Below are 12,737 nucleotides of genomic sequence, written 5' to 3' on the forward strand. Positions count from 1 at the left end.
CTACAGCACCCGCCGCACGAGCTGCGGGAACACCTTCGACACCTTCCCCAGCAGATAGTCCCCGTAGGTGCCCTCGAACGCGTGGACGCTCGCCCCGTCCCACCGGCGAGCACGGTCCTCATCCACATCCGCCGAAGCCACATCCGGCAGCGGTAAGACTTCCGCCGCGAAATCCGGGTCGAAGAAGAGCGGGAACGAGAGCCTGTCCCTCCCACTCACGTTCTTCACCCGATGCGGCGTGGAGCGATACCAACCGCCCGTCAGCCGGTCGAGCATGTCGCCGATGTTGCACACCAGCGTCCCCCGCAGCGGCGGCGCGTCCACCCACCCGCGTCGCGACTTCACCTGCAGCCCACCATTCGAGTCCTGCGCGAGCAGCGTCAGCAGCCCGTAGTCCGTGTGCTCCCCCACGCCCCAGTGCTCCTCGCCATCCGCGGGCTCGGGCTCCGCGGGGTAGTGGAAGACGCGGAACAACACCGTGGGGTCCGCCGTATACGTCCGGTGGAAATAGTCCCGCTCCAACCCCAGACTCTCCGCCACACCTTCCATCAACGCATGCGCCGCGCGAGTCACCCCGGCCATGTAGTCGAGCACCACCGCGCGCAGCCCCGGCACCTCCGGCGGCCACAGGTTCGCCCCGTGCAGCGGCCAGCCCGCCTTCACTCGCGGATGCTCGGGCCCCAGCTCCGTGCCCAGATAGAGCCCCTCCTTGCGGTCCGGCTTCCCCGACGTCAGCTCGCCCCCCAGCGGGAACCAGCCACGCCACGCGGGCCCACCGTGCGCCATGGCGATGGCCTCCTTCGCCTCACGCGGCAACGCGAAGAAGCGGTGACTCTCCTCCTCCATCCGCGCGAGCACCGCGTCCGAAACCCCATGCCCGGAGACATAGAAGAAGCCCGTGTCGCGACACGCCTGCTCGATTTCACGCGCCACCTGCTTCCGAGCCTCGGAAGGAGACGCGTCGAACAGCGGGGACATGTCGATGACGGGCAGGCGCTCCGGCGCGGTGGTGACTCCAGCCATGCCAGGAAGCCTACACCGAGCCGCACGCGGGGCGCCCGACCTCACACGCAGGCCCGCCTCTAACGAGTAGTCCTGCGCACTCTCAGGGTCGGCGTTACTCCCCTCGCACCCGACCACCACGCTCGTGGGCCCCGCTCACCCCGTGCTCACCCACCAGCAGGCGCGACACACCTCGCGTGTCATTGGACCTGGGCGAACTCACGGACCCCACCACACGCTCGGGTACTCCCACTCACCCCGTGCCCACCAGCAAGCAGGCGTGACGCGACCCACGAGCCACTGGACCCGGGCGCACTCCAGGCAGAGAGTGCGCCGCGCCTCCCATGTCGACACCCGCCCCCTCGGAACCGTCTCACTCCACGCTCAGCACCGGGCTGGTGGGGCTCATGGCCGCCGCCTCCGGCGCCACCGCCGCGAACCTCTATTACAACCAGCCCCTGCTCGGAGACATCGGCCGGGAGCTGAACGCCTCGGGCAGCTCGCTCGGCCTCGTGCCCACGCTGACCCAGGTCGGCTACGCGGCGGGCATGCTGCTCATCGTCCCGCTCGGCGACAGCCTGGAGCGACGGCGCGTCATCGTCACCATGTCCGCGCTGGTGAGCCTGGCCCTCGTCGGCGTCGCGCTCGCGCCCACCCTTCCGTGGCTCGTCCTCGCCAGCTTCATCGTGGGCGCCACCACCATCGTCCCCCAGCTCCTCGTGCCCTTCGCCGCGCACCTGGCCCCCGCCGCCCAGCGCGGACGCGTCGTCGGAACCGTCATGAGCGGCCTGCTCATCGGCATCCTCCTGTCGCGCACCGCCGCCGGCTTCGTGGGCACGCACCTGGGCTGGCGCTCCATGTTCTGGATGGCCGCCGGGTTGATGCTCCTGCTCGCACTGGTGCTGCGCTTCACCCTGCCCTCGCAGCCGGCCGTGGCCGCCATGCCCTACCCGGAGCTGATGCGCTCACTCATCCACCTGGCGCGCACCGAGCCCATCCTGCGTCTGCACTCCGTGCTCGGCGCGCTCACCTTCGGCGCCTTCAGCGTCTTCTGGTCCACGCTCGCCCTGTACCTCCAGAGCCTCCCCCAGCACTACGGCCCCCAGACCGCCGGCCTCTTCGGTGTCGTCGGCGTCGTGGGCGCGATGATTGCCCCACTCGTGGGCCGCTATGCGGACTCACACGGCGGCCGGCGCATCAACATGCTGGCCATCGGCGTGCTGCTCCTGTCCTTCGTGTTGATGTGGCCACTGGGCCGCTGGCTGTGGGGCATCGCCCTCGGCGTCGTGCTGCTCGACCTGGGCGCCCAGGGCAACCACATCTCCAACCAGACGCGCGTCTACGCCCTGCGTCCGGAGGCGCGCAGCCGCCTCAACACCCTCTACATGGTGACGTACTTCGCGGGCGGCGCGGGTGGCTCCTGGCTGGGAACCACCCTGTGGACCCACTTCGGCTGGGCGGGTGTCTGTGCCTCCGGCGCCGCCCTGTGCCTCACCGGTCTCGCCGTGCTCGGACTGAGCCGACAGCGCGCTCAGCCCGGCGACGACAGACAGGTCCACCACCACTGAATCGAGGGGATGGGCAACGGACATCCGGAGCCCGGTTTGCCCGCCCCCCCCTCGCTCGACTCAGGCCGGCGGCTCCTTCGGCTTCGACTCCGGCGTGAGCACCACGAGCAACTGCTTCGCTGACACCTGGCCACCCACCGAGGCATTCACCGCCTCGACGACACCAGAAATGTCCGCCGCGAGCTGGAACTCCATCTTCATCGCCTCCAGCACGAGGAGGACGTCACCCGGCTTCACCTTGTCACCCGGCTTCGCATCCACGCGCAGGATGCGCCCGTCCATCGGCGCGAGCAGACGGCCCGTGCCCGCCCCTTCCGTCGACTTCGGCGGACGGAACGTCACATCCGTGAGGCGGCGTGCCCCGACTCCCGAATCCAACCAGAGCGAGTCCCCGCTCCGGAGATAGCGCGCACGGCCTCGCGCCCCGGCGATGGAGTAGTCGAACACGCTGTCCGCCAGGCCCAGCACGCCGACCTCGAGCGACTCGCCGTCAGCGCTCACCTCGTACAGCGTGGGAGACACCGGCCGCACGGTGACCTTCGACTGACCGTTCCGGTCCTCCAGCGTTATCGCCACTGGATGCGTGTACGCCGTGTTCCAGTTCACCAGCGAGCCGTCCAGCCCGCTCCTCCTCGCGAGCACCTGCGCCTCGTCGTGGAAGAGCGCCGTCGCCGCCAGCGCCCGCTCACGTGGAGTCGTCTCGTACAGCCGCGTCAGCGTCGCGCTATCCGCGTGCTTGCCGATGAAGCCCGTGTCGTAGACGCCGGAGCGGAACGTGCCGTCCTCCAGCACATGGAGCAGCAGCGCCTTGTTCGTGGTGACGCCGAAGACGGTGAGCTCGTGCAGGGCCTCCACCAGCCGGCGCCGCGCCTGCTCCCGGTCCGAGCCGTACGCAATCACCTTCGCCTGCATGGAGTCGTAGAAGGGCGGGATGTCCTGCCCCTCACGCACGCCATGGTCGACTCGCACGCCCTCACGCGAGGGCAGCCGCCACGTCAAGAGCCGCCCCGCCTGAGGTGCGTACTGCTTCGCCGGGTCCTCCGCGCACAGGCGCACCTCGATGGCGTGCCCCGTCCAGGTGATGTCTTTCTGCGCGCGCGGCAGCACCTCGCCCGAGGCCACGCGCAGCTGCCACTCCACCAGGTCCAGGCCGGTAATCTCCTCCGTGACGGGGTGCTCCACCTGGAGACGGGTGTTCATCTCCATGAAGTAGAACTCGCCGCTCGGCGCCAGAAGGAACTCGATGGTGCCCGCGCCCTTGTAGGCAATCGCCCTGGCCGCGGTGACCGCTACCTGTCCCATCCGCTCGCGCAGCTCCGCGCTGACGGCGGGAGACGGGCTCTCCTCGACAATCTTCTGGTGACGCCGCTGGACCGAGCAGTCGCGCTCCCCCAGGTGCACGACGTTGCCGTGCTCGTCCGCGAAGACCTGAATCTCCACGTGCCGCGCGTCGATGACCGCCCGCTCCAGGATGAGCTCGCCGCTGCCAAAGGCATTGGTGGACTCCGAGCGCGCTCCACGCAGCGCGGCGCGGAGCTGTGACGCCTCGTGCACCAGTCGCATGCCGCGTCCACCACCACCGGCCGCCGCCTTCACCATCAGCGGGAAGCCGATGCGCTCGCCCTCCACCGCCAGCGCTTCATCGTCCGCGTCCGAGGCCTCGTAGCCGGGAATGCACGGGACACCCGCCGCAATCATCCGCAGCTTCGCCTGACGCTTGTTGCCCATCAGGGTGATGGCCTCGGCGTCGGGGCCGATGAAGATGAGCCCCGCCTCCTTGCACGCGCGCGAGAAGGCCGCGTTCTCGGAGAGGAAGCCGTAGCCCGGATGAATCGCCTGGGCTCCCGACGCCTTCGCCGCGCCGATGAGCTTGTCGATGACCAGGTACGACTCCCTCGCGGGCGACGCTCCAATCGGCACCGCCTCGTCCGCCGCGAGCACGTGTGGCGCGCCCTGGTCCGCCTCGGAGAACACCGCCACCGTCCGATAGCCCAACCGCCTGCACGTGCGAATCACCCGCACGGCAATCTCACCCCGGTTCGCGATGAGGACCTTGCTGAAACGCTCCATCCCGTTCGCTCCTCTCACAGGCGTGCGACTCCGAAGCTGTTGGGATTGACCTCGCGTCGACCCGCCTCGCGGCAGATGGACAGGACGAAGCCGAGCACCCGCCGCGTGTCGCGCGGGTCGATGATGCCGTCGTCGAACAACCGCGCCGAGGCGTTGAAGGGATGCGACTCCTTGTCGAACTGGTCGACGATGGGCTGCGTGAAGGCGCGGATGGCCTCCTCGTCCACCACCTCGCCGCCGCGCGCGAGCTTCTCGCCGAAGACAATCGACATCACCTTCGCCGCCTGCTCGCCGCCCATGACGGCCGTGCGCGCGTTGGGCCACGCGAAGATGAAGCGCGGATGGAACGGCCTGCCGCACATTCCATAGTTGCCCGCGCCGAACGAGCCACCCACCAGCAGCGTCACCTGCGGCACCGTGGCGTTCGCCACCGCCTGAATCATCTTCGAGCCGTGCTTGACGATGCCGCCCTGCTCCGGCTGCGTCCCCACCAGGTACCCCGTGGTGTTCTGGAGGTAGACGATGGGCGTTCCCGACTGGCAGCAGAGCTGGATGAACTGCGCCGCCTTCGTCGCGCCCTTCGGACTGATGGGGCCGTTGTTGCCGATGATGCCGATGGACGCGCCGAAGAGGTTCGCCCACCCGCAGACGGTGTGCGTGTCGTAGGCGTCCTTGAAGCCCGTGAAGTCGGAGCCGTCCACGAAGCGCGCGATGATTTCGCGACAGTCGTAGGGCTTGCGGTAGTCCGCCGGAATGGCGCCGCACAGCTCGTCAGGCGAGTAGCGCGGCTCCTCGTAGAGCGTGGGGGGAGCGGCCGCCAGTCGCTCGTTCCAGCCAAGCTTGGACACGATTTCGCGCGCCATGCGGATGGCGTCGGCGTCGTCCTCGGCCAGGTAGTCCGCGGTGCCCGCGACGGTGGCGTGCATCTCCGCGCCGCCCAGGTCCTCGTCGGTGGCGACCTCGCCCGTCGCGGCCTTGAGCAGCGGCGGGCCGGCGAGGAACACCTTCGCCTTTTTCTTCACCATCACCACGTAGTCGGACAGGCCGGGCAGGTACGCGCCACCCGCGGTGCTGGAGCCGTGGACCACGGTGATTTGCGGGATGCCCGCAGCGGACATCCGCGCCTGGTTGTAGAAGGTCTCCCCGCCCGGGATGAAAATCTCCTGCTGGTACATGAGATTGGCGCCGCCGCTCTCCACCAGCGACACCATGGGCAGCTTGTTCTGCAGCGCGATGGCCTGTCCGCGCAGCGCCTTCTGCACGCCCCAGGGCGACGCTGTGCCGCCCTTGATGGCGGAGTTGTTGACGAAGACGAAGCACCGGACGCCCGACACGTAGCCGATGCCAGCGATGCTGTTGCCGCCCGCCAGCGAGCCGTCACTGTCGTCGTGGTAGCCGTACCCGCACAGCGTGGACAGCTCCAGGAAGGGCGAGCCCCTGTCCAACAGCATCATCAGCCGCTCGCGGGGCAGCAACTGGCCGCGCTTGTGGAACTTCTCGGTCGCCTTGTTCTCGGTGGCGCGGACCTTCGCCTCCACGCCCCGCAGCTCCGCGAGGCGCGCCAGCATGTCCGCGCGCTGTGCCTGGAACGACTCCGAGCCCGTGTTCACCCGCGATGTGATTCTTGGCATCGGCTCAACCCTCTCCTTCACGAAGCAGCGACTCGGGGATGTCCACATGGCGCGAGCGGAGCCACTCCCCCAGCGCCTTGCCCTGCGGGTCGAAGCGCGTCGATGACGACACACCCTCGCCCAGAATCCCGTCGACCACGAAGTTCACCCCTCGGAGCCGGGGGAAGTCGTGCCGTTCAATCGGATAGGCCGCCGTCTCCGGCAGCAGCTCGCGCAGCTTCTCCGCCGTGAGGAAGTGCGCAAGCCAGCGCCAGGCCGCGTCCGTCCGCGCCCACACGCCGATGTTCGCCGTACCGCCCTTGTCACCACTGCGCGCCGCGATGATTCGCCCCAGCGGTGCTCGCCGCGTGGGGCCCGAAGGCGGCGCCTCCGGCAACGCGGGCGTCTCCACGGGCCCAAGCTTCAGGGATTGCTCCGTGGGCGGGATGAGGGTGCGCGCGCCATCCGGCAGCACTGCGACGTGCTCCACACGCTTCGCGTCGACATAGGCCGGCGTGTAGACGCCATACGGTGCGCCATCCGACGGCGGCGCCGTCATGGTGAAGCCGGGGTAGGTCCCCAGCGCCAGCTCGACGGCGGCACCACTGAAGGAGCGACCCACGAGCTTCTGGTCCGCGTCCTTCACCACGACCCGCAGGAAGGCCGCGGCCTGCTCCTCCGTGGCGGCGTCCTCGCGGTCCGTGCGCACCAGCGTCCAGTGGGACTCCTTGGGCTTGCGCGTGAGCGCCGCCTCCATCTGCCCTCGGATGAGCGCCGCCTTCTCCTCGATGTCGAGCCCCACGAGGATGAACGTCGCCTCGTTCTTGTAGCCACCCAGGTGGTTGAGACACACCTTCACGGTGGGCGGAGGCGGCTCGCCCTTCACCCCGGAGATGCGCACACGGTCCTTGCCGTCATCCGCCAGGGAGATGGAGTCGAACCGCGCCGTCGCGTCGGGCCCCGCGTACCGGGCCCCGGTGATCTCGTAGAGGAGCTGCGCGAGCACCGTGTCCACCGTCACCGCGCCACCCGTGCCCGCGTGCTTGGAGATGACGGACGAGCCATCCGCGTGCAGCTCCGCCAGGGGGAAGCCGGGCCGGCGGACATCCAGCTCCTTGAAGAAGGAGTAGTTGCCACCCGTCGCCTGCGTGCCGCACTCCAGGACGTGGCCGGCCACCATGGCGCCCGCGAGCTTGTCCCAGTCGTCGCGCTTCCAGCCGAAGTGCGCGGCGGCGGGGCCCACCACCAGCGAGGCATCCGTCACGCGACCGGTGACGACGACGTCCGCGCCCGCGCGCAGGCTCTCGGCGATGCCCCAGCCGCCCAGGTACGCATTCGCGGTGATGGGCGAGCCGAGGCCCAGCTCGTCCGCGCTGCCGGAGAGGTCATCCCCCTCCACGTGCGCGATGCGCGCCTTGAGGCCCAGCTTGTCATTCAGCTCGCGCAGCGCCGTGGCGAGGCCGGACGGATTCAACCCGCCCGCGTTCACGACGACCTTCACCTTCTTGTCCAGCGCGAGCCCCAGGCACTGCTCCATCTGCCGGAGGAACGTCTTGGCGTAGCCGGTGGACGGGTCCTTCATCCTGTCGCGGCCGAGAATCAACATCGTCAGCTCCGCCAGGTAGTCGCCCGTGAGGACGTCCAACTGGCCGCCTTCGAGCATCTCCCGGACGGCCGAGAAGCGGTCTCCATAGAAGCCCGAGGCATTGCCGATACGGAGGGGGGACTCGCTCATGCGCTCTCCACGTCCAGCCTGAATGCGGGCAGTGTGGGAGGGCGTCCTTAAAAAAGCAAGCGCGCTTGCTTTTTTCGAGGGTGCCTTTCAAGCTGGCTTCGTGAGCGAATCACCGCCCCCGGGCAGACAGGAACAGGAGCGCAGCCGGGTGACCCGGCAGCGCTTGATGGAGGCCGCCATCGGCGCCCTGTCCGAGCTGGGGTGGGCAGGCTCCACGATGACGGTCATCGCCGAGCGAGCGGGCGTGTCTCGCGGCGCGTGCCAGCACCACTTCCCCACGCGAGGCGACCTGGTCGCGGCGGCGGTGGAGTACGTGGGGCACCAGCAGGTGGAGGAGCTCAGTCGGAGAGCGGCCCGGCAGCCAGCCGAAGCGCGGCGGACGGAGAGCATCCTGCACATGCTGGCGGGCTTCTACACGCAGCCCCTCTTCGCGGCGGTGGCGCAGCTCTGGGTGGCGGCGAGCGCGGACGCGGAGCTGCGCGCGCAACTCCTGCCAGTGGAGGCGAAGGTGGGGCGGGAGGTGCACCGGCTCACGGTGGCGCTGCTCGACGTGGACGACCGCGAGCCGGAGACGCGTGAGCTGATACAGGCGACGCTGGACCTCATCCGGGGCCTGGGGCTCGCCAACCTGCTGCGGGACGACAGCGCGCGCAGGAAGAAGATTCTCCACCGTTGGTCGCTCACGCTCGAGGACGCGCTGCGTTCCCGGCGCGGCCGGAAAGCGGGAGACTGACGCCGCGAGGCGACCACGGACATCACGGGCCCTCGCGCCACGCACGGGGCCACTTCGGGAGACGACATGGGTTACCGCTCTGTATTCGCACCGGGTTGTTTCAAGGGACAGAACATCGTCGTGACGGGAGGCGGCAGCGGAATCGGGCGCTGTACCGCGCACGAGCTGGCGGCGCTCGGCGCGCACGTCGTCCTGGTGGGCCGCAAGCTGGACAAGCTGGAGAAGGTCGCCGCGGAGCTGCGCGAGGACGGCGGCGAGTGCTCGCTGGAGACGGTGGACATCCGCGATGAAGAAGGCGTGAAGGCCACGGTGGCGCGCATCGTCGCGGCGCGCGGGCGCATCCACGGCCTGGTGAACAACGCGGGTGGACAGTTCCCGTCACCGCTCGCGGCCATCTCCAAGAAGGGCTTCGAGGCGGTGGTGGCCACCAACCTCACGGGCGGCTTCCTGATGGCGCGTGAAGTCTACCTCCAGTCGATGAGCAACCACGGCGGGTCCATCGTCAACATGCTCGCGGACGCGTGGGGCGGGATGCCGGGAATGGGGCACTCGGGCGCGGCGCGCATGGGCATGCTCAACCTGACGCAGACGGCGGCGGTGGAGTGGGCGGCGACGGGCGTGCGCGTCAACGCGGTGGCGCCGGGCTGGGTGGCGTCGAGCGGCATGGACAGCTACCAGGACGAGGGCGTCAAGGCGCTCATCCCCCTGTTGAAGAAGGAAGTGCCGTTGCAGCGGCTGGCCACGGAGGCGGAGGTGAGCGGCGCCATCGTGTTCCTGCTCACGGACGTGGCGGCGTTCATCACCGGCGAGGTCATCAAGATTGACGGTGGCGCGTCGTGCAACACCAAGATCTTCCCCCTGGAGGAGACCTCCGCGTCCAAGCCCTACGAGGGCTTCCACCGCGCGGCGGCGCCTCGCATCCTGGCGGGCGACGACAAGTCCTGACGTGCCTTGGACGGCGAGGAGTGAAGAGGCCACCTGCTGCAAAAGCCGCCAAGTGCGCCTGTCACGTGGTCGGCAATTTGTCGAGGAGTGCTGCGGACAAGGCGCTCCCGACCTGGAGTAGGGCCATGGATATGAGGGACCTGCTCCGGCAGTCTTTTCCCAGCGATGGCCCTCACTGGGACGTCGCCATCGAGGCGGGCGTGGACGTGTCCCTTCTTCTACAGAATCTTGAGCTCACTCCGACGGAACGCATCGAGCAGTTACAGCGCATGACTGAGCTGTACGAAGCACTCCGCCCCATGATTCATGGCGTCTGACAGGGACGCCGAATGCGCTTCACGGTGAGCTTTGAATCCACCCAACTCACCTCCCCGGTCACCTCGCACCGCCAGCCCTCGTCCGAGCGCATCCGCCTGAAAAACTGCCCGGTGATGGGGATGTATTCGTGGAACCCATCACACGGGGGCGTCCTGGCATTCGCGATGGTGAGCGCGATGGAGACCCAAGCACGCGCACGACCTGGCTCGTTCTCGATGCTGTGGCGCTCCCCTTCCAACACCATGAAGTAGAGCTCGTCGTCCGACAGCTCACTTCCATGGACACCGCTGTACAGGACCGTCGTGCTCCTGGATGACCCTGGCGGATAGCGCGGGTCATCCATCCTCCACGGCAGCAGGCAGCTCGTGCTGTCCCGCTCCGGGTCCACCCTCAATGGCTTCGACAGCCTGCCAATGAAGTACGGCTGCTCCATGCTGTAGTACAGCCAGAGACACGACGGACCCTCGCGCTCAGCGGGCCTCGCCTGCACGTACTGGCAGGACTCGACCAACGCATCCACGTAGTCCTTGTAGGGACCAATCCCCGGCCCCGGAAACGTCTCCAGCAGCGGGTCTCCAAAGACAGGGCGCTCCATGTCGGAGTCCATCGACAGGGCCACTCCCATCACCAGGGATATCAGCCCCCAGCGCCGGCCCGGTCCCACCCACATGTGTCGCCTCCTGTCGGCCATGCCCACATCCAGCGTGGGTTCCTTCGACACCCCTGCCCGTGAGGCCGTTCCCTTCACTCGAACTTGACCAATCGTCCAACAATCGTTATTTGAACGAGCGTCCAAGAACGCGCGCCCCCAGGGGTCTCGCGAGGAGTGCGCATGGGGCGACCGAAGACTTTCGATGAGGACGCGGTGCTGGACCGCGCCATCGAGCAATTCTGGACGACCGGCTACCACGCCGTGTCGGTCCGGGATTTGGAGACGGGAACGGGCGTCCTGAAGGGCAGCCTGTATGCCGCCTTCGGTGACAAGCGCGCGCTGTTCCTCGCCTCGCTGCGCCGCTACGCGGACCAGAGCGCCGTGCAGATTCGAGAGCTGTTGTCCCATGGCGCCAATCCCCGCGCTGGCCTGGAGCACTACCTGCGCGTGCGCGGCAAGGGCTGCACGGGGCCGGGACGGACGCGGGGCTGCCTGCTCGCCAACACCGCGGCGGAGGTCGCGCCGCATGACCCCGAGGTGCGTGCCGTGGTCGGACAATCCTTCGCGAAGCTCGCCGCCGCCCTGGAGCCCGCAATCGTGGAGGCCCAGGAGCAGGGACTCCTCAGCCGACGACACGACGCGCACGAGCTGGCCGCGCACCTCGTCGTGCTCGTGCAGGGCATGAGCGTGGTGGGCAAGACGGAGCCAGACTCCGCGCTCGTCCGCTCCTCCCTGCGCTTCGCCCTGTCGCTGTTGGAGAACGACGCCCCGGAGAAAGCCCGATGACGCTTCAACTGTCCCCCTTCCTCGTCGACCCTCGCCCCGCCAATCGCTCGCTGTCCACGGGACTGCTCGTGCTGCGGGTCCTCACCGGTGGACTGATGGCCCTGCATGGCGCGGGGAAGATGGTGATGCCCTTCACCTGGATGGGAGAAAGCTCTCCCGTGCCCGGCGTGCTCCAGTTCCTCGGCGCCGCCGCCGAGTTCTTCGGAGGGCTCGCGTGGATGGTGGGAGTCGCGACACCACTGGCCGCGCTCGGCGTCGCCGTGACGATGCTCGTGGGAATCGCCATCGCGCACATCCCACTGGGTGACCCGTTCATCCGGCTCAGCGTGATGGGCGTCACCTCCGGTCCCGGAGAGTCGTTTGGTGGTCTGCCCACCTGGCTCGTCCGCGCGGGAGGACGCAGCGCGGGTGGCTCCGGCTCCTCTGAGCTGGCGACGCTGTACATCGCCGTCTCCGTGCTGCTGCTCACCGCGGGGCCCGGGCGCTTCTCGCTCGATGCGCTGCTGTCGCGGAAGCTCTCCGCTCGCGCCACCGCGTAGAACACGCTGCGGGGAAGACCGCGGGCCACCCGCATTGGACTCGGGTACAAAGGCAATGACTCACAGCCGATAAGGTCCCCGCGCCGCGTGCGCCCGCCGTGCGAGGCATCGTTACGGTGTCTCCACCTCCAACCCCGAGGCGGACATGCACACCCGACGACCCTGGCTGTGGCTCACGACGTTCTTCCTGGCCTCCAGCACCCTCTTCGCTTGTGGCACCGAGGGCACACCTCCACCCGAGTCCTCGTTTCAGTCCAGCGAGGCGCCGCTGGGACTCGGGACGGTGGTGTGTCCGCTCGGGACGACGACCATCTCCTTCTCGCCGCCCCTCACCAATACACCCCAGGACACGTACACCTCGGGTGCCGGCAGCCTCACCAACTGCACGGCGCTGCTGGCCCCTCCGGTGACGTCCGGCACCACGGGCTTCCCGACCGTGCTTCGCCCCGCACTCACCTGCGATGAGCTGGTCGGCATCCGTGGGGCCACGGTGAACATCACCTGGAACACCGGGGAGACGTCTCAGCTCTCGCTCACCCAGGTCATCATCAGCGGAGGTTCTTCCGTCAAGGAGACGGCCCAGATTGGCACGGTCGTCTCCGGGAAGTACGCGGGAGCCACCGCCGTGCGCACCCTGACCTTCGTCACCGCCGACCTGGAGAATGCCTGCGCCTCCCCCGAGGGGCTTCCTCAGTACACGGCCCTCCAGACACTGGTGCTGACCGGCATCTGAATCGTGTCAGCGAAGCGGCGCCAGGGGCCCCATGTGTCCCTGGAGC

Annotated in this window: 11 protein-coding genes; 6 read left to right on the top strand and 5 right to left on the bottom strand. The window is 68.6% G+C overall.

The features are described 5' to 3' along the window. Complete coding sequence (locus tag G4D83_RS43125; protein WP_163870783.1) at window positions 1-1,023, bottom strand: isopenicillin N synthase family dioxygenase; 1,023 nt, start codon at window positions 1,021-1,023, stop codon at window positions 1-3. Between the two features lie 323 nt (window positions 1,024-1,346). On the opposite strand from G4D83_RS43125, the gene G4D83_RS43130 reads away from it, so the two are divergent. Further along, window positions 1,347-2,570: an MFS transporter gene (locus G4D83_RS43130; RefSeq protein WP_163870784.1), complete on the top strand. Its 1,224-nt coding sequence runs from the start codon at window positions 1,347-1,349 to the stop codon at window positions 2,568-2,570. Between the two features lie 60 nt (window positions 2,571-2,630). On the opposite strand, the gene G4D83_RS43135 is transcribed toward G4D83_RS43130, so the two are convergent. Genes G4D83_RS43135 through G4D83_RS43145 form a run of 3 tightly spaced genes read right to left on the bottom strand, consistent with a single transcriptional unit; the run spans window position 2,631 to window position 7,985 of the window. Continuing rightward, on the bottom strand, window positions 2,631-4,640 hold the full coding sequence (locus tag G4D83_RS43135) for an acetyl-CoA carboxylase biotin carboxylase subunit (protein ID WP_163870785.1): 2,010 nt from the start codon (window positions 4,638-4,640) through the stop codon (window positions 2,631-2,633). A 14-nt stretch (window positions 4,641-4,654) separates the two neighbouring features. Beyond that, window positions 4,655-6,271: an acyl-CoA carboxylase subunit beta gene (locus tag G4D83_RS43140; RefSeq protein ID WP_163870786.1), complete on the bottom strand. Its 1,617-nt coding sequence runs from the start codon at window positions 6,269-6,271 to the stop codon at window positions 4,655-4,657. 4 nt (window positions 6,272-6,275) lie between these two features. Further along, window positions 6,276-7,985, bottom strand: a complete 1,710-nt coding sequence (locus G4D83_RS43145; protein WP_163870787.1) for an acyclic terpene utilization AtuA family protein — start codon at window positions 7,983-7,985, stop codon at window positions 6,276-6,278. Between the two features lie 100 nt (window positions 7,986-8,085). Between G4D83_RS43145 and G4D83_RS43150 the strand changes: the two genes are divergently transcribed. Then, entirely contained in the window at window positions 8,086-8,718 is a 633-nt protein-coding gene (locus G4D83_RS43150) for a TetR/AcrR family transcriptional regulator (RefSeq protein WP_163870788.1), read from the top strand. A 66-nt stretch (window positions 8,719-8,784) separates the two neighbouring features. After that, window positions 8,785-9,663, top strand: coding sequence for an SDR family oxidoreductase (locus G4D83_RS43155; RefSeq protein ID WP_163870789.1), 879 nt, complete (start codon window positions 8,785-8,787; stop codon window positions 9,661-9,663). A 304-nt stretch (window positions 9,664-9,967) separates the two neighbouring features. Here G4D83_RS43155 and G4D83_RS43160 read toward each other — a convergent pair whose 3' ends face one another. Then, window positions 9,968-10,651, bottom strand: a complete 684-nt coding sequence (locus G4D83_RS43160; protein WP_163870790.1) for a hypothetical protein — start codon at window positions 10,649-10,651, stop codon at window positions 9,968-9,970. Between the two features lie 162 nt (window positions 10,652-10,813). Between G4D83_RS43160 and G4D83_RS43165 the strand changes: the two genes are divergently transcribed. The 3 genes from G4D83_RS43165 to G4D83_RS43175 all read left to right on the top strand — a co-directional run bounded on the left by G4D83_RS43165 (window position 10,814) and on the right by G4D83_RS43175 (window position 12,691). Beyond that, window positions 10,814-11,419, top strand: coding sequence for a TetR/AcrR family transcriptional regulator (locus G4D83_RS43165; RefSeq protein WP_163870791.1), 606 nt, complete (start codon window positions 10,814-10,816; stop codon window positions 11,417-11,419). Further along, complete coding sequence (locus G4D83_RS43170; protein ID WP_163870792.1) at window positions 11,416-11,958, top strand: DoxX family protein; 543 nt, start codon at window positions 11,416-11,418, stop codon at window positions 11,956-11,958. The genes G4D83_RS43165 and G4D83_RS43170 overlap by 4 nt, the downstream gene beginning before the upstream one ends. Before the next feature lie 145 nt (window positions 11,959-12,103). Beyond that, window positions 12,104-12,691 carry a hypothetical protein gene (locus G4D83_RS43175; protein WP_163870793.1) on the top strand — a complete coding sequence of 196 codons (588 nt, stop codon included), beginning with the start codon at window positions 12,104-12,106 and terminating at the stop codon, window positions 12,689-12,691. Window positions 12,692-12,737: the final 46 nt, after the last annotated feature.

This window comes from Myxococcus eversor (assembly GCF_010894455.1).
Lineage (GTDB): Bacteria > Myxococcota > Myxococcia > Myxococcales > Myxococcaceae > Myxococcus > Myxococcus eversor.